Raw genomic sequence first — 16968 nt, 5'->3', positions numbered from 1 at the left:
CACCGCCGCTTACAACGGACTGCACCGGGCATCGGGCGCGGCGATGGGCTGCAGGTCACCACGGCGGTCGAAGAGCGGTCCGTGTGTCGTGTCAGCCGTTGGCATTAGGCTAGGAGAGTGTCCACCGCACTGTACAGAAGATACCGCCCAGAGACCTTCGATGAGGTCATCGGTCAAGAGCATGTGACCGATCCGCTGAAGGCCGCGATCGAACGTGGCCGCATCAACCATGCCTATCTGTTCTCCGGCCCCCGAGGCTGCGGCAAGACCACCTCGGCTCGGATTCTGGCGAGGTGCCTCAACTGTGCCAAGGGCCCGACTCCTGTGCCCTGCGGTGAGTGCCCGAGCTGTGAGGACCTGGCCAACGGCGGTCCGGGATCCCTTGACGTCGTGGAGATCGACGCGGCCAGCCACAACGGTGTCGACGATGCCCGTGACCTGCGTGAGCGTGCGATCTATGCCCCGGCACGCGACCGGTACAAGGTCTTCATCCTCGATGAGGCTCATATGGTGACCTCGCAGGGCTTCAATGCTCTGCTCAAGATCGTCGAAGAGCCGCCGCCTCACATCAAGTTCATCTTCGCGACGACCGAGCCTGAGAAGGTCATCGGCACGATCCGCTCGCGGACCCATCATTACCCGTTCCGGTTGGTTCCGCCCGAGGCACTGGGCAACTACATGGAGGATCTGTGCAACCGCGAAGGTGTGCAGGTCGCCAAGGGTGTGCTGCCGCTCGTCGTGCGCGCCGGCGGTGGTTCCGTGCGTGACACACTGTCCGTCCTCGACCAGCTCATTGCCGGTTCGGGTCCGGACGGTGTCGACTACGCCGGAGCCATCGCACTGTTGGGCTACACCCCTGACTCCCTGCTCAGCGACATCGTCGATGCGTTCTCCGCCGGTGACGGCGGCGGGGTGTACCGGGCCGTCGAACGTGTCATCGAGTCCGGTCAGGATCCGCGTCGCTTCGTCGAGGACCTGCTCGAGCGCATGCGAGACCTCATCGTCATCAATGCTGCTCCTGAAGCCGCTCACGCCTTCCTGCCGGAGGTCCCACCCGACCGCCTCGAACGACTGACTCTGCAGGCCAGAGGGTTCGGCCAGGGCGAACTTTCGCGTGCCGCCGACCTTCTCAACCAGGGTCTGACCGAAATGTCAGGAGCGACCTCGCCGAGGCTGCAGCTCGAGCTGATCTGCGCGCGTATCCTTCTGCCTGGTTCGGGCCGCAGCCGCGATGCCGTGCTCAGCCGTGTCGAACGGATGGAACGCCGGATCGGGATGTCCGCATCGGGCACAGCCGCAAACATTCCGCCCGCCCCGCAGGATGGAGTGCTGGACAACACCGCCGAGCCGGTTGCCGGTGCCCAGCAGCGAGAAGCTGCGCCGTCGAGTTCGACTCAGGCAGCTTCGGCACAGCCTGCGCAGGCGCCTGCTGCACAGCCCTCAAACCAAGCACCTCGTGATGATTTCGACGACCTCGCCGAAATGGCTGTCGCCGCGGAATCCATGCTCAACGAGCCGCCGCGCTCGACTCCAGATCCATCACCGTCAGCGAACGCAGCCGCAGAAACAGAACCTTCCCAACAGCCCGCGGTCGACGCTGAACCGCAGAACCACGCTCCGGCGCCTCCTGATCAGGCGGGGCAGGCCCGAGCTGCACAGGAACCTCGAGCGCAACGTGAGCCGGAAGTCAGTGCACCACTGCAGGAATCAGCCCCAGATGCTGGCTCTGCTCCGGAAAGCGAGGCCGTGGCCGGTGCGGGCAACATCGGCGGCGAGATCGAAGCTATTCGACGAGCCTGGCCGAGCATCCTCGCGGCCGTCGAGAAGCGCAGTCGCCTGACCAGGGCGATCATTGCTGCGAATGCGATCCCGCAGTCGTACTCGGAGGGTGTCGTCTATCTCGGATTCAACAACGCCGGTTCCGTCCAGGGCTTCCAGCAGAGAGACCACGCAGCGAAGCTGGCGATGGCGATCAATGATGTCCTCGGCATCCAAGCTCGCATCGATATCGGCGACGTCGGTCGTATAGGTGGAAATTCGAGTCAGGCGGATGCCGGGCGCGGAACCGGCGGCAAGGGCGCCTCGGCACCGGTGGCGAATGAGGCCCCCGGCAATCGGGGGCTGGCCCCCGCGCAGAGGCGACCCAGCCCTCAGGAAGTCGCCGCGGTCGTCGGCACTCGCGAGGTCGACAAGCCGCAGGTTGATCACGAGAAATTCTGGGAGACGAGCGGCTCTCCTCAAGGTCCTTGGTCCGACGACGACGAGGAGGGAGAACAGCCAGCGTCACACGTAGCTTCAGAATCACCGACTGACTCCGAACCCGACGCCCCAACGGATGTCGACCATCAGGCCTACGACGATTCAGGCAGCCACGCTGGCCCAGTTGGAGAACCGGGTCCGGACGGCCTCGCCGGGTCGGTCGATCAAGCGCAACTGGTCGACGAGCCGACGGTGCCCGAAGGTCCAGAGGAAGAAGCAGAATCCCAGGGACCATCGGCGTCCGACGAGCCGATGATCGAAGAACCCGCTGCGGAGGCACCGAAGCCAGACGAGCCAGCGGCGGATTCGGATATCGTCGTGCCCGATCTCTCGGACGATGACTTCTTCAGCGGCCCTTCCGACGATGCGTCTGATCAGCAATCGGAAGTCGATCCACTGGCGCACACCACTTCACCGGCGACTCCGGATGCACCGATGGAGTATGTGCAGCCACGGTGGGAGGAGCCGACCTGGCACGATGGGCCGAGCGCTGGTGCCCCGAACCTCGGTGGTTTCCCCGACGGCGAGGTATCGTCGAGCGATCCGATCGACGAGTTCACGAGCGCGGGTTCGGGAGCTGTGGAAGTCGGAGCGCTGGTGGTGCCTCCTCCAGAGGATGATGATCTCGACTTCCTCGGCGACTACGCGGAAGGGGATATGGGACTGGCGGATTCTGCGGCACAGCCAACTGCGCAGTCGCAGCAACAGACTCAACCGGCACAGTCTTCGCGACCTCAGGGACACGGTGGCGCGAAGCCGTTCAAATCCCGTTTCGCTGCTCTAGCCGAGAAGCACGGAGGCGCCACCCCACAGCAGCCGGCCCAGACCGGAACAAACGCGTACCCGCAGGATGCCAACGGCTCAATGCCCGGAAACGGTGTGGTGGACGAAAGCGCAGCTGCTCAGCCCCAACGCTCCGGAGCCGACGAAGACGAATATGATCCGGAGACGGACCTCGACGTCTCGGAAGCTCCACAGATCGGCGTGGCCGTGATCGCACGCGTCCTCGGCGGCGAGATCATTGACGAAAGAGAAGTATGAGCGCGGTTTACGAAGGTGCCCTGCAGGACCTGGTCGAAGAATTCGGCAAGCTTCCGGGCATCGGTCCGAAGTCTGCGCAGCGGCTGGCGTTCCACATTCTCCAATCTGAATCCGCCGACGTCAGCGCCCTGGCTCAGGCCCTGATCGAAGTGAAGAAGCGCGTGCGCTTCTGCGATATCTGCGGCAATGTCTCTGAGGAGGCAGAGTGCACCGTCTGTCAGGATCCGCGTCGTGATCGTTCGATGATCTGCGTCGTCGAGGAGCCGAAGGATGTCGTCGCTATCGAACGCACCCGCGAATACAGGGGCCTCTATCACGTCCTCGGCGGCGCGATCGATCCCATGGCAGGAGTCGGTCCCGACAATCTGCGCATCAAAGAGCTGATGCCGCGTCTGCAGGACGGCGAGGTCAAGGAATGTGTCATCGCCACCGACCCCAACCTCGAGGGAGAAGCAACAGCCACCTACCTCGTGCGGCTGCTCAACTCTTTGGGAGTCACCGTGACCAGGCTGGCCTCGGGACTGCCCGTCGGGGGAGACCTGGAATACGCCGACGAGGTCACTCTCGGGCGAGCCTTCTCCGGCCGCCGCGCAATGGACTGAGCTTTCTCTGCCGATCGTCTCCCGCTTCTGGAGAAAGTATCGACCGTCCCGTTGACACCGTATCGATTATCGTGAAGTATATTGTTTATCGATATATCGAGAAACGATAAGAAATCGCAGATCGAGACGGCGAAATCGAGGTCGACTGCTTGCCGGTTCCGAAAGGTTCGCCGAAGAGGGAAGGCAGAATCATGACACAGGGAAACGGGCAGGGTGAACTGCCCGACGAGGCTGCCAAGCGGAAGGCCTTCGGCACTGGTTACGAACTCTGGGTCGGACTGGCGATCGGTTTCTACGTCATCTATGCCGTAACGGAGCTGATCACTGACCTCGCTCATGAGAAGATCAGGCTGCCGCTTGAGTTCGAGTCGGAGGCTGTGGCCACGCTCGACTTTCCGGGAGCGGATGCCACGCTGAGCGGTCTGACGCAGATTACGGTGGCGACCACAGATCTGGCCACCGCGACGTTGGTGCTCCTTCTCATTGCGAAGATCACTCTGATCCTCACCTTCATCGTTGCGGCGATATCGATCGTTCCCATCATCAGAGACATCGCCAAAGGTGACCCGTTCACCGGCCGTTCGATCACAGCGCTCGGAGTGCTTGAGAGCTTCATCGCCGTCGGGTGGCTGGTGTACTTCGGCGCAATGGTGCTGGGCAGCAACATGGTCTCACGAGACCTCGATATCGCCGATGAGGTCGGTCCCGGAGTGACGACCGTGCTGGCGTTCACACTGTTGGGCGTCGTCGGAGGAATCGAGCTGCTGCGCAGGTGCTACAAGTCGGGACAGAAGGCCCAGGAAGAGCTGGACGGTCTCGTCTGATGGTCGAGGAATTCGAATCACTTCACGTCGTCTGTCACCTTGACTCATTGCTGACTCAGCGGGGTCTGAGCCTGACTGAGCTCTCGAAGCTTGTTGATGTGTCCTTGGCGAACCTCTCAGTTCTCAAGAACAACCGGGCCAAGGCCATCAGATACTCAACACTCATCGCACTCTGCCAGGTTCTGGATTGCCAGCCGGGGGACCTGTTCACCGTCAACGTTCGACTCGGCTGAGACGAGCAGGACCCCTCGTCGCTTGAGGACCCGAGATCGTCAACAGCTCGGGGATCTCAGCGGATCCAGGGGGCAAATCCAGGGAACCTGAGCACCGTCTGAATGACGGGCGGGGGTGAAGTGAAACGGCTGACCTCATACAATGGTCAAGGTGCCGGAGAGCCGACACGGCTGAAATCCTGATCGATGCAAGCACGAGACAACCATGTTTGGAAGCATGGAATCGATCGCCCGGCACGGAACTTATCAGCGATAAGGAAGAGACTGCAGTGAGCATAGTCGTCCAGAAGTTTGGCGGGTCCTCGGTAGCCGATGCGGAATCGGTGAAGCGGGTGGCCAAGCGAATTGTCGAAAACCGTCAGGCCGGTCACGAAGTTGTTGTCGTGGTGTCGGCTATGGGAGACAGCACCGACGATCTCATCGACTTGGCCCAACAGGTCTCTCCGATGCCCCCAGCCCGTGAGCTCGACATGCTTCTCACCGCCGGTGAGCGCATCTCCATGGCGGTTCTTGCCATGGCGATCGCCAACCTCGGCGAGGAAGCACAGTCATTCACAGGCTCCCAAGCCGGTGTCATCACCGACGAGCAGTTCGGCAAGGCGCGCATCATCGACGTCACGCCAGGCCGAATCCGCTCGGCACTTGACCAGGGATACGTAGCCATTGTGGCCGGATTCCAGGGAGTCAGCCAGACAGCGAAGAACATCACCACACTGGGACGCGGCGGATCGGATACTACCGCGGTGGCCCTCGCAGCGGCACTGGATGCTGACGTGTGCGAGATCTACACCGACGTCGACGGGGTCTTCACCGCCGATCCTCGCATCGTGCCGACCGCGCATAAGATCGATGAGATCGGCTACGAGGAGATGATGGAGATGGCGGCTTCGGGCGCCAAGGTCCTCATGCTCCGGTGCGTCGAATACGCCCGCCGCTACAACGTGCCGGTGCACGTGCGGTCCTCATTCTCACGTAAGCAAGGCACCTGGGTGACTGACTCACCCATTCCTGAAGCCTTCCGGCCGACACGGGGAGCGAAGGCCCCGGCAGCGGAATCAGAAACGGAGTCCAACATGGAACAGGCAATCATTTCCGGAGTCGCCCATGATCGCTCGGAGGCCAAGGTCACGATCGTCGGCGTTCCCGACGTTCCTGGCAAAGCCGCCGAGATCTTCAACACCATGGCTGCGACAGAGATCAACATCGACATGATCGTGCAGAATGTCTCGACCCGGGAACCGGCCAAGACCGACATCTCGTTCACCCTGCCGATGGACGACGGCGCCAAGGCGCTCGAAGCCCTCGACGCGGTGAAGGCCTCGATCGGCTTCGACCAGGTTCGCTACGACGACCAGATCGGCAAACTCTCAGTCGTCGGTGCTGGCATGCGCTCCCACCCCGGAGTGACTGCCATCCTGTTCGAAGCGCTGAGCGAAGCCCAGGTCAACATCGACATGATCTCCACCTCGGAGATCCGCATCAGCGTCGTCACGAGGGCAGACGTTCTCGACGACGCAGTCCGCGCCGCGCATGCCGCGTACGGACTCGACAGTGAAGACGACGAAGCAGTGGTTTACGGAGGTACCGGACGATGAGCGTCAATATCGGAGTAGTCGGAGCAACAGGTCAGGTGGGCGGCGTCATGCTCGACCTGCTGGCAGGCAACCCAGGATTCGAGATCAACAGTCTGAGGCTCTTCGCTTCAGCGCGGTCCGCGGGTAAGACCATCACGTTCAACGGTGAGGAGATCACCGTCGAAGACGCTGCCGAGGCGGACCCCAGCGGACTCGACATCGCCTTGTTCTCTGCCGGTGGAGCCACCTCCCGGGCGCAGGCGGAGCGCTTCGCCGCGGCCGGAGTCACCGTGGTCGACAATTCCTCAGCCTGGAGATCCGACCCTGAGGTTCCACTCGTCGTCAGCGAGGTCAACCCTGAAGCCATCGACGCGGTGGCCAAGGGCATCATCGCCAACCCGAACTGCACAACGATGGCCGCCATGCCGGTCCTCAAGGCGCTCGACAACGTTGCCGGACTCAAGCGGCTCATCGTCAGCACCTACCAGGCAGTGTCGGGATCGGGTCTGAGCGGAGTCGAGGAACTCGCCGGTCAGCTCGAAGCCGGAGTTGCAGATTCCCGCAAGCTGGCTCGCGACGGCAGCGCCGTGACCTTGCCGGCGCCGGACAACTACGTCGAGCCCATCGCATTCAACGTCCTGCCCATGGCAGGGTCTATCGTCGACGACGGTGAGCTCGAGACCGACGAAGAGAAGAAGCTGCGCAACGAGAGCCGCAAGATTCTCGGAAAGCCGGATCTCCTCGTAGCCGGCACCTGCGTGCGCGTTCCTGTGTTCACCGGGCACAGCCTGAGCATCCACGCGGAGTTCGACTCCGATATCACCCCGGCCAAGGCCACCGAGGTGCTCGCTGAGGCACCCGGCGTCGAACTTGATGACGTGCCCACACCGCTGAAGGCGGCCGGCAAGGACGCGAGCTTCGTGGGCCGCATCCGTGCCGACCAGTCTGCCCCGGCAGGCAAGGGACTCGTCCTGTTCGTGGCCAACGACAACCTGCGCAAGGGCGCTGCCCTGAACACGGTGCAGATCGCCGCGTTGCTGGCGAAGAAGGTCGAGTCACAGGCGGCCTGAACCGTCGGATAGCCGAATCGAACGCCCGAGAGCTGTGCTCTCGGGCGTTCGGCGTTGCCGGAACGTCTTCGACCTCGCAGCGGGGCGAGCGTGGCGGGAACGCATAAACACGTTGCTATATATAAATATTTATATTAGTGGCCGCAGCTCAGGCTGAGTATCGTATTCGTGGTTGATTCATTGATCACCGACCACTCTCTGAAAGGCCCACCATGCGTTCTTCGCGACTCGGCATTGCCTCCGGTGCTGCTGCCCTCACTGCTGTTCTCGCATTGAGCGCCTGTGGGGGTGGTGCGGCCGGTGCGGACTCCGAGAACGCCGATCTCTCAGTTGTGACGTCGACCAATGTCTACGCCGACATCGTGTCCCAGGTGGCAGGAGACTTCGCGAAGGTCACGGCGGTCATCGACGACCCGAATCAGGACCCGCATTCCTATGAGGCAACGACCCAAGACCGATTGAAACTGTCGAAGGCCGATCTGGTCGTCCAGAACGGCGGGGGTTACGACTCGTTCATGACGACGATGCTTGAGGCCTCGGACGCCGAGGTCGACACCATCGACACAGTATCGATCTCAGGTCTGCCTGGATCCGAGGACGTCGGCAACGAGCCTCATGACCATGGAGAGGAAGAGGCCCATGGTGGGGGCCACGTCGACAAGCACGGCAAAGAAGAGGCCCATAGCCATGAGCACGAGGACAACGGTCACGATCACGGCGAAGAAGAGGGCCATGATCACGGCGAAGAGAGCCACGATCACGAACATGGGGAGTTCAACGAGCACCTCTGGTACTCCGTCCCCACAATGACGAAGCTCGTCGACGAGGTCGCAACCCACCTCGGTGAGGCTGAGCCCGAGCACAAGGACGACTTCGCAGCCAACGCGGATGACTACAAGAAGACGCTGGAGAAGCTGCAGGCGCAGATCGACGATGCCAAGGCAGAACATGAAGGCGACGAGGTCGCTGCCACCGAACCCGTTCCGCTGTGGCTGTTCGAGGACATGGGACTGAAGAACATCACCTCAGATGAGTTCCTCGAAGCGGTGGAAGAGGGCAATGACGTGCCACCTCTGGTGCTGAAGAAGGCCGAGGAGCAGATTTCCTCGGGCGAGGCGGTGCTGCTTGGGTACAATACTCAAGCGGCAGGTCCACAGGCAGAGCAGTTGAAATCCACGGCTGAGAAATCCGACGTTCCGGTCGTCGACCTCGGCGAGACGATGCCGGCCGATGCGCGCTACGCGGATTGGATGGGCGACTACATCACTGAAATCTCCACTGCGCTCGAAGGACATGAACACTGAGAATGGCCACTGATTCCGACGTCTCTCCCGAGCAGATCGCATCCGCCGATCACCCTCCGGTGATCCGTCTGCGCGATGCCGAACTGCGATTCGGAGAGCGTGTGCTCTGGCACGATCTCGATCTCGACGTCGCGCCGGGGGAGTTCGTGGCGGTGCTGGGCCCGAACGGGACAGGAAAGACTTCGCTGCTCAAAGTGCTGTTGGGCCAGCATGCGCTGTCCACCGGCTCGGCGGAGATCAATGGTCGGAATGTCCACTCAGGGAACTCGGCCATCGGCTACATCCCCCAGCAGCGCGGAATCGACCAACATACTCCGATGCGGGGTCGCGATCTGGTTCGGATGGGCATCGACGGACACCGCTGGGGACCCGGGCGGTTTCTGAAGCGCCGCCGTCAGCAGGTCGATCAACTCCTCGAATCCGTCGGCGCTCGAGATTACGCGGACGCCCCAGCCGGGACCCTGTCCGGCGGTGAACTGCAGCGTCTGCGCGTGGCTCAGGCCCTGGCCAATGACCCCTCGGTGCTTCTCTGCGACGAGCCGCTGCTGTCGCTGGACATCCATCACCAGAAGGTCGTGGCCAACCTGCTCCATGAGCAGCGAGTCAAACGCAATACCTCAGTCGTCTTCGTCACCCACGAGATCAACCCGATCCTGCCCTACGTCGACCGCGTCCTCTACATCGTCGGCGGCCACTTCCTCGTCGGCACCCCCGCCGAGGTCATGACCACCCAATCGCTGACCCGACTCTATGGTTCCCCGGTCGAAGTCGTTCGGGTAGGCGGTCGGCTCATCGTAGTCGGCGGCGAAGCCGAATGCGTGGACCACCACGTCCACGAGGACGAGATGAGCATGGAACGAGGTGCGATCTGATGTCGGCTCAGGAGATCTTCGGCAGCCTGTTCACCTTCGAGGACTACGGCGAACTGGTGGCACTGCTGACCAACTCGCTCATCGCCGCCGGACTGCTCGGCGTCGTCGGCGGCCTCATCAGCGTCTTCGTCATGGCCCGCGACATCCCCTTCGCCGTCCATGGTGTCTCCGAGCTCTCGTTCGCCGGTGCCGCCTTTGCCCTCCTCATCGGCTTCGACGTGGTTGGCGGGTCCATCATCGGCTCAATCATCGCCGCTCTCATTATCGGCATCGGTGGGGCCAAAGCCTCGGAGAAGAACGCCATCATCGGTGTGCTCATGCCCTTCGGTCTGGGCCTCGCGATTCTGTTCCTCGCCCTCTACGACGGACGTGCCGCCAGCAAATTCGGCCTGTTGACCGGGCAGATCGTGGCCATCACCCCGGGCCAGATCATGACGCTCGTCGTGTGCTCGCTGATCGTGCTCCTCGTCCTCGCCGTCATCTGGCGACCGCTCATGTTCGCCAGCCTCGACCCCGAGGTGGCACGTGCCAAAGGGGTCCCGGTGTCCGGTCTGACGATCGTATTCATGCTCGTCCTCGGCCTGGCCGTGGCACTGAGCGTGCAGGTCGTGGGCGTCCTCCTGGTGCTGGCTCTGCTCATCACTCCAGCCGCGGCGGCCACCCAGCTCTCGGCCTCCCCGGTGTGGGTGCCGGTGTTCAGCGTCATCTTCGCGGTCACAGCCTCAGTCGGCGGCATCCTCATCGCACTGGGCTCGCCGGTGGTGCCGATCAGCCCATTCGTCACGACGATCTCCTTCCTCATCTACCTCGTCTGCCGACTCGTGGGGCGGCGCCGGATGAAACATCTGCATCGTCGCCGCACGGCCCGTGCCGCCGACGAACACGACAAGCCGGTCGCGTTCCCTGCCTGAGGTGCCGTGACGGCGCAGCGGGGGCCGGGTCCACGCGGGGATCCCAAGGCCGACTAGAGTTGGACGAATGAAGAAACGTGCACTATTCGCCGGCGCCCTTGCAGTCCCCGCGGCGGCTGGAATCTGGGGCGCGGCCATCGAACCGCACCTCTTCGCCGTCCGCCGCCACACGTTGCCGATCCTTCCGGCCGGTGCACAGAGCATCAGGATGCTGCACGTCTCCGATCTGCATCTGGCACCCTGGCAGAAGCACAGAGCCGCTTGGGTCAAGGCGCTGACACGATTGGAACCGGACGTCGTCGTCAACACCGGGGACAACCTCTCTGCAGACATCGTGCCCACTGTCCTCGACGTCTTCGACGGACTTCTCGATGTACCCGGCGTCTTCGTCCTCGGATCCAACGACTTCTTCTCACCCAAGGCGAAGAACCCAGCCACCTACCTGCGGTCTCCCTCCGAGGTGAAGCACCGCACGCAGCCCGACCTCGATGTGAAGGCCCTGATCCGCGGGTTCGAGGCCAGAGAAGAAACAGCCAGCATCACGTCGACTGGTGACACGCCCAGCAGCACCCGCGGATGGCATTTCCTCGACAACGCCGAGGCGACTCTGACGATCCGAGGCACTCGTATCGACTTCTGTGGCCTGGGGGACTCCCACATCGACCGTGACCGGATCCGGCCCAGCGACGGTCAGGGTCGCGGTCCTGACGCGTTCGACTACCCTCACTTCGACTCTGAAGCTGGGGTGAAAGTCGGGGTCACGCATGCGCCCTATTCGCGGACGCTGGAGGCGTTCACCTCGGCGGGGGCTGACCTCATCATGACCGGGCACACTCATGGGGGACAGATCCGGGTGCCCTTCTGGGGTGCGCCGGTGACGAACTGCGATCTCGATCGGACACGCGCGAGAGGCGTGTTTCCCTATCGAAAATCTCTCGTCGAAATCTCCGCCGGATTGGGTTTCTCGCCCTTCTCACCGGTGCGTTTCGCCTGCCGTCCCGAGGTCAGCCTGTTGACGCTCGTGCCTGGAGTCTGACGTTCTCAACGATTTTTGAGAACGTGCACAAGTCGTATTAGTTAAACTTGGTTTCATGGTGTCTCCTGAGTCAAATCCGAATCCGACCAAGACAGGCGCGTTTCTCCAGTTCGTCGCCGTGAGCGCGGTGGCGGGAATCGTCGCCGCCGGTCTTGCCATCCCCGGAGTCGGTGTAGCTACTGCCAGTGCAAACAGTGCCGTCGAGATCTTCAATTCACTCCCCGCGACCCTGGAGATCCAGGATCTGGGAGAGAAATCGACGATGCTCGCCTCCGACGGGTCGGAGATCGCGGAGTTCTACTGGCAGAACCGAGTCGAGGTGCCTCTCGACGAGATCTCAGATCATATGCAGGACGCGACGATCGCCGTCGAGGACTACAGGTACTTCGAACACGGCGGCGTCGATATTGAGGGCATCGCGCGTGCAGCGGTGCACAATATGGTGTCCTCGACAACGCAGGGCGGATCAACGCTGACTCAGCAGTACGTGAAGAACGTGCTGGCAGAGAACGCCCATGCCGAAGAGGACAAAGAGGGCGTGTCAGCGGCCAAGGAGTCGGAAGGCACGGCCGGCTATGCGCGTAAGCTCCGCGAAGCCAAACTCGCGGTGGCAGTTGAGAAGAAGTACGACAAGAAGGACATTCTCAACCGCTACATGAACATCAACAACTACTCCGGTTCACCCAACGCCTACGGAGTGCAGGCCGCCGCCCACAAGTATTGGGGCATCGACGCGAAGGACCTGAATATCGAGCAGTCGGCGATGCTCGCCGGCATTGTGCAGAACCCTTCGGCCTTCAACCCGCAGCGTTTCCCCGATCAGGTGAAGAAGCGCCGCAACACTGTGCTGGGGCAGATGCTCAAGTACAAGCACATCACTCAGAAGGAATACGACAAGGCGGTGAAGACCGACCTCGACCTCGATCTGCATGAGACACCGAACGGCTGTTCCTCGGCCAAGAGCAACGCAGAGTTCTTCTGCGACTACGTCGAAAACGTCATCAAGAATGACGATACCTTCGGCGAAACCGTCGACGAGCGGCTCGCCTTCCTGCAGCGGGGCGGGCTGACGATCAAGACCAGCCTCAACCCAGACATTCAGAAGATCGCTGACAAAGAGATCAAGAAGCGTGTTCCTGTGGGCGATCCATCCGGTGCCGGACACGCCCTGGTCACGATCGAGCCGGGCACGGGCGAAGTCATCGCCATGGCCGAGAACCGTGAATACACGGTCGGCGAGGTCAAGAAGAACGAAAAGAACAAGAAGACCAGCATCAACTACACGGTCGACAGGAAGCACAACGGCGGTGGCGGCTTCCAGGTCGGTTCGACTTGGAAGCCCTTCGTGCTGGCCACGTGGCTGAAATCCGGTCGCGGTCTCAACACCACTGTCAACGCCACCAAGCGCAACTTCCCTGCAAATTCGTGGAAGTATGACGGCTGTCCGAACATGGGCGGTGACTGGGACCCGAACAACGCCGGCGACGGTGAAGGCAAGGGCTCGATGACCGCGCTGGAAGCCACGAAGAAGTCGGTGAACACCGGTTATGCGGCTATGGGCAACCAGCTCAACATGTGCAAGGTCATGGACACCGCTATGGACCTTGGTATTCGCTACGGCAGCGGCGAGAAGCTCGACTTCAAGAACAAGGCGGGCTTCATCCAGGCCCTGTCGCCGTCCTCGATCCTGGGCACGACGGAGACAACTCCGATTGCAATGGCCGCGGCGTTCGCGACCTTCGCGAACGAGGGCGAATTCTGCGGCCCGAAGCCGATCGTCTCCATCAAGGACCGCTCAGGCAAGAACATCGACGTTCCGGGAGAAGGCTGTAAGCGAGTTCTCGACAAAGAGGTGGCCAAGGGCGTCGCCTACGCTCTGACACAGACCTTCAACGGCGGTACCACCACCCAGTTGAAGATCGGAGCACCAGCAGGTGCAAAGACCGGTACGACGAACTTCGATGTCGGCCACACCTGGTTGCTCGGGTTCACGAAGACACTGTCGACTGCTGTCTGGACCGGTGACCCGGCAGGAACACGCGACTGGCGGAACAACGGCGAAGGCGTTGTCCGCGGACACGTCTACGGTGCCACGATCTCCGGTAAGACCTGGCAGGCCTATATGAATGACGCGGTCAAGGAGACGAAGGGCAACACCGGATTCCCTCAGCCGACCAGCAAGTACATGGGCGGCGGTGGCACCGGTGGCGGAGGCGGCACCGGCGGTGGCGGCGGTACTGGCGGTGGTGGCGGTACTGGCGGTGGTGGCGGCACCGGCGGCGGCAACGGTGGCGGTGGCACCGGCGGCGGCAACGGTGGCGGTGGCACCGGCGGCGGCAACGGTGGCGGTGGCACCGGCGGTGGTGGCGGCGGCGGCGAAGCGCCGGGCCTCGGCGGCAACTGAGCACCGGGCGCCAGACAGAGCCTGAGAAACAGAGCCTGAGAGACGGTGGGGTGGGACGGTCATCGTGATCGCCCCACCCCGCTGTCGTCTGTCAGCGGTGTTCACACTGTGGCATGGCTGGCGGTAGGTGCACGGGTTCTCGGCTAGGGTTGGCAACGACAGTGATGAGCCGGTCGCACTCCTGCAGAACGATCGGCTGTCTGTCCATGAAGACGCTCGTTCCGATGATGCATCGGGGACTCGGGCACACAGAGACTCAAGGAGAATCATGACCAAGTGGGAATACGTCACCGTGCCGCTCATCGTTCACGCAACGAAGCAGATCCTCGACCAGTGGGGCGAAGACGGCTACGAGCTTGTCCAAGTTGTCCCTGGCCCCGATAACAATGGACTCGTTGCCTACCTCAAGCGTCCCAAAGCCTGAAGCAACAGTGCTTGAAGCACCACAAGCCTGACGCTTCAGAGTATGGGCGCTCACCTGACCTGCAATACCCTCGTCGAAGGACCAACCATGTCGAAGACTCTAGACCGCATCGCTGAACTCGGTCTCACCCTGCCCGCTGTCGCCGTTCCTGCTGGCGTCTATGTCCCGGCGCTTCGCACCGGCAACTACGTCTACACCTCGGGCCAGCTGCCCGTCGTCGACGGGAAACTCCCGGCGACTGGCCACATCGGCTCCGACGTCGACCTCGAGACCGGCTACGACCTGGCAAGGACTGCAGGGCTCAATGCTCTCGCCGCAATCGCCGGCGTCATCGGCGACCTGGACAAGATCGTGCGCGTCGTCAAGGTGACCGGATTCGTGAACTCGGCAGATGACTTCACACAGCAGCCATCGGTCATCAACGGAGTCTCCGAACTCTACGGTGAGATCTTCGGCGACCGCGGCCAGCACACGCGCAGTGCAGTGGGAGTGAACACTCTTCCTCTCGGCACTCCCGTCGAGGTCGAGGTCATCGTCGAGGTTGAGGACGATGCCGCTTAGCGGACGCTCTCTGCCCGTCTCGTCGGAGCTGCGTTGGCTCTTGGACCAATGGCAGTCCGACGGGCGGTTCCCGGTCCCAGAGGCTCCACGCCCCGCCTCGGCGATCGTGTTGATCAGGGACTCACTGGAAGGTTTGGAAACCTTCATCACCCGGCAGCTCGATGCCCGCGGAATCGAAGACCGCAACCGCTTGTCCTACCCGGTCAGCAACCTGCGCCCCGGCGACGTGCGAAATCTGCCTCTGGCCGGATGGAACTCGGCTCGCTGTGCAAGGACCCTGAGCATCGAGAACAAGTCACGGGCACTGCACCATTTTTCGGCCGCGGCACGCATCTCGTTCGCCGCGACCGGTGTCCTGCTTGCCGAAGACGTCGATCGTGACATCGTCGCTGCGCCCCAGACGGATTGGCGCGGAACACGGGCTCGGCTGTTCTCCAATGAGATCTCCTGGTCCCAGATCCTGCGCGAACGTGATCTCAAGCTGCGCCCGGACCTCTGCAAACCTTGGCTGCGTTGGATCAACACGGGAACCCAGCTGCACCGTTTCGACACCACCTATTTTGTGGCCACAGTGCCCTTCGGGCAGAACGTTGACTTCCTCTCACCGAATGAGACCTCGGGAGGATGGAAACGGCCCAAGGAGATCCTCGCCGAGGCAGCCGGAGATCCCGACAAGATCAGTGCGAGCACACGCATCATCGCTGAGAGCCTGATAGATGTCCCAAGCGTCGGAGCCGCCATGGCCCAGGTCCGCGACCTGCATCCGCTGCGGCCAGAGGTCACCAAGGAAGACGGCGAATGGCGCGTCGTCATCCACCCCGGACGCGACATCTACCGCAAAGGCACACTGCGGGACTACGCGATAGCCGTCGGTGACGACGAGAACGACCAGAGCCCAGGATTCCTGACGCTGAGTGACGATGACAACAACGCCGAAAACGGCGAGAAGGAGACCGACGAATCATGAGGATCCGCGCGAACAACCCATCCCCGATGACACTGACGGGCACCAACACCTATGTCATCGCCTCGGCGGACGACACCACTGCTGTGCTCATCGATCCGGGTCCCGAACTTGCGCGGCACCGTGAGAACTTCCTCGCTGAGCTCGGCGACAGGAAGCTGTCGGCCATCATCCTCACTCATCAGCATGCCGATCACTCGGAGATGCTCGGCAGTGTGGAACAGTGGGCACCCGAGGTGCCCGTGTACGCCGTCCTCGAGAAGTTCGCCCGTCTGACTCCTCCTGTGGCCGATGGTGACACGATCGCATTCGGCACTGCCACAACCGATGTCATGGAGGTCATCGCGACTCCGGGGCACACGATGGACAGCATCAGTCTCATCCACGACCACGTGCTCTACAGCGGCGACACGGTCCTGGGGGAGGGGACGACCATCGTCACCCACCCGGAAGGCTCTCTGCGCGACTACCTCAATTCCCTGGACCTGCTCCTTCGGCTGCTCGATGAGGGGGCATATTCGACCATTGAGCCTGCACACGGTCCCAGCATCGAATCCCCTGCCCAGGTGCTCGAGTACTACCGCAGCCACCGACTCGAACGCATCGAGCAGGTCAGAGGGGCACTGGCGCAGGGAGCCACGCGCGCCGCAGACGTCTGCGACATCGTCTACCACGACGTTGATCCGAGTGTCCGCGGTGCCGCCGAGCAGATCGTGCGCGCCCAGTTGGCCTACCTCGGAGTCCTCGCGCCCGACGACCAGTCCTGACTCGACCGTGCCAATCGCAGGCAGGGCGCACCACACCGGACGCACCAACGCCCAGGCACGATGTGTGCCTGGGCGTTCGTGGCTGAGAATTCAGTGGTCCGGCATCAACCGGCTGAAATTCC

At 62.4% G+C, this 16968-nt stretch carries 15 protein-coding genes; all 15 read left to right on the top strand.

Translation table 11 applies throughout. From position 1 onward, the window contains the following. Positions 1–117: 117 nt before the first annotated feature. The gene (locus JTF07_RS14375) at positions 118–3300 is read left to right on the top strand and encodes a DNA polymerase III subunit gamma and tau (protein WP_204234907.1); all 3183 of its coding nucleotides are present in this window, start codon (positions 118–120) and stop codon (positions 3298–3300) included. After that, entirely contained in the window at positions 3297–3902 is a 606-nt protein-coding gene (recR, locus tag JTF07_RS14370) for a recombination mediator RecR (RefSeq protein ID WP_204234906.1), read from the top strand. Before JTF07_RS14375 ends, recR begins: the two co-directional genes overlap by 4 nt. A gap of 191 nt (positions 3903–4093) precedes the next feature. Further along, complete coding sequence (locus tag JTF07_RS14365; RefSeq protein WP_204234905.1) at positions 4094–4726, top strand: DUF2975 domain-containing protein; 633 nt, start codon at positions 4094–4096, stop codon at positions 4724–4726. Beyond that, positions 4726–4959, top strand: coding sequence for a helix-turn-helix domain-containing protein (locus JTF07_RS14360; RefSeq protein WP_204234904.1), 234 nt, complete (start codon positions 4726–4728; stop codon positions 4957–4959). Before JTF07_RS14365 ends, JTF07_RS14360 begins: the two co-directional genes overlap by 1 nt. Positions 4960–5228: 269 nt before the next feature. Next, positions 5229–6554 (top strand): aspartate kinase, encoded by a 1326-nt coding sequence (locus JTF07_RS14355; protein WP_204234903.1) that lies wholly within the window; start codon positions 5229–5231, stop codon positions 6552–6554. Beyond that, complete coding sequence (locus JTF07_RS14350; protein ID WP_204234902.1) at positions 6551–7603, top strand: aspartate-semialdehyde dehydrogenase; 1053 nt, start codon at positions 6551–6553, stop codon at positions 7601–7603. Before JTF07_RS14355 ends, JTF07_RS14350 begins: the two co-directional genes overlap by 4 nt. A gap of 212 nt (positions 7604–7815) precedes the next feature. Next, positions 7816–8907: a metal ABC transporter solute-binding protein, Zn/Mn family gene (locus JTF07_RS14345; RefSeq protein ID WP_204234901.1), complete on the top strand. Its 1092-nt coding sequence runs from the start codon at positions 7816–7818 to the stop codon at positions 8905–8907. A gap of 2 nt (positions 8908–8909) precedes the next feature. Further along, positions 8910–9779, top strand: a complete 870-nt coding sequence (locus JTF07_RS14340; protein ID WP_204234900.1) for a metal ABC transporter ATP-binding protein — start codon at positions 8910–8912, stop codon at positions 9777–9779. Further along, positions 9779–10690, top strand: coding sequence for a metal ABC transporter permease (locus JTF07_RS14335; protein WP_204234899.1), 912 nt, complete (start codon positions 9779–9781; stop codon positions 10688–10690). Before JTF07_RS14340 ends, JTF07_RS14335 begins: the two co-directional genes overlap by 1 nt. A 67-nt stretch (positions 10691–10757) precedes the next feature. Continuing rightward, on the top strand, positions 10758–11726 hold the full coding sequence (locus JTF07_RS14330) for a metallophosphoesterase (RefSeq protein ID WP_204234898.1): 969 nt from the start codon (positions 10758–10760) through the stop codon (positions 11724–11726). Positions 11727–11781: 55 nt separating this feature from the next. Beyond that, a complete protein-coding gene (locus tag JTF07_RS14325; protein ID WP_204234897.1) occupies positions 11782–14130 on the top strand; it encodes a transglycosylase domain-containing protein in 2349 nt (782 codons plus the stop codon). A 268-nt stretch (positions 14131–14398) separates the two neighbouring features. Continuing rightward, positions 14399–14554, top strand: a complete 156-nt coding sequence (sp36, locus tag JTF07_RS14320) for a Sp36 family protein (RefSeq protein ID WP_096158366.1) — start codon at positions 14399–14401, stop codon at positions 14552–14554. 87 nt (positions 14555–14641) lie between these two features. Next, entirely contained in the window at positions 14642–15115 is a 474-nt protein-coding gene (locus JTF07_RS14315; RefSeq protein ID WP_143922114.1) for a RidA family protein, read from the top strand. Then, complete coding sequence (locus tag JTF07_RS14310) at positions 15105–16082, top strand: NUDIX hydrolase (protein ID WP_204234896.1); 978 nt, start codon at positions 15105–15107, stop codon at positions 16080–16082. Before JTF07_RS14315 ends, JTF07_RS14310 begins: the two co-directional genes overlap by 11 nt. Then, entirely contained in the window at positions 16079–16846 is a 768-nt protein-coding gene (locus JTF07_RS14305; RefSeq protein WP_204234895.1) for an MBL fold metallo-hydrolase, read from the top strand. The genes JTF07_RS14310 and JTF07_RS14305 overlap by 4 nt, the downstream gene beginning before the upstream one ends. Positions 16847–16968: the final 122 nt, after the last annotated feature.

Origin of the sequence: Brevibacterium sp. RIT 803, assembly GCF_016892625.1 — a bacterium.
Taxonomy (GTDB): domain Bacteria; phylum Actinomycetota; class Actinomycetes; order Actinomycetales; family Brevibacteriaceae; genus Brevibacterium.
The sequence above is the reverse complement of the archived record's forward strand: the minus strand, read 5'-3'. Positions and strand labels throughout refer to the sequence as shown.

What these genes read in the sequence shown, in the direction of transcription:
- JTF07_RS14310 (WP_204234896.1), top strand. Translation starts at nt 15,105, where the DNA reads ATGCCGCTTAGCGGACGCTCTCTGCCCGTCTCGTCGGAGCTGCGTTGG.
- JTF07_RS14325 (WP_204234897.1), top strand. Translation starts at nt 11,782, where the DNA reads ATGGTGTCTCCTGAGTCAAATCCGAATCCGACCAAGACAGGCGCGTTT.
- JTF07_RS14345 (WP_204234901.1), top strand. Translation starts at nt 7,816, where the DNA reads ATGCGTTCTTCGCGACTCGGCATTGCCTCCGGTGCTGCTGCCCTCACT.
- JTF07_RS14360 (WP_204234904.1), top strand. Translation starts at nt 4,726, where the DNA reads ATGGTCGAGGAATTCGAATCACTTCACGTCGTCTGTCACCTTGACTCA.
- JTF07_RS14330 (WP_204234898.1), top strand. Translation starts at nt 10,758, where the DNA reads ATGAAGAAACGTGCACTATTCGCCGGCGCCCTTGCAGTCCCCGCGGCG.
- JTF07_RS14305 (WP_204234895.1), top strand. Translation starts at nt 16,079, where the DNA reads ATGAGGATCCGCGCGAACAACCCATCCCCGATGACACTGACGGGCACC.
- JTF07_RS14340 (WP_204234900.1), top strand. Translation starts at nt 8,910, where the DNA reads ATGGCCACTGATTCCGACGTCTCTCCCGAGCAGATCGCATCCGCCGAT.
- JTF07_RS14335 (WP_204234899.1), top strand. Translation starts at nt 9,779, where the DNA reads ATGTCGGCTCAGGAGATCTTCGGCAGCCTGTTCACCTTCGAGGACTAC.
- sp36 (WP_096158366.1), top strand. Translation starts at nt 14,399, where the DNA reads ATGACCAAGTGGGAATACGTCACCGTGCCGCTCATCGTTCACGCAACG.
- recR (WP_204234906.1), top strand. Translation starts at nt 3,297, where the DNA reads ATGAGCGCGGTTTACGAAGGTGCCCTGCAGGACCTGGTCGAAGAATTC.
- JTF07_RS14365 (WP_204234905.1), top strand. Translation starts at nt 4,094, where the DNA reads ATGACACAGGGAAACGGGCAGGGTGAACTGCCCGACGAGGCTGCCAAG.
- JTF07_RS14315 (WP_143922114.1), top strand. Translation starts at nt 14,642, where the DNA reads ATGTCGAAGACTCTAGACCGCATCGCTGAACTCGGTCTCACCCTGCCC.
- JTF07_RS14350 (WP_204234902.1), top strand. Translation starts at nt 6,551, where the DNA reads ATGAGCGTCAATATCGGAGTAGTCGGAGCAACAGGTCAGGTGGGCGGC.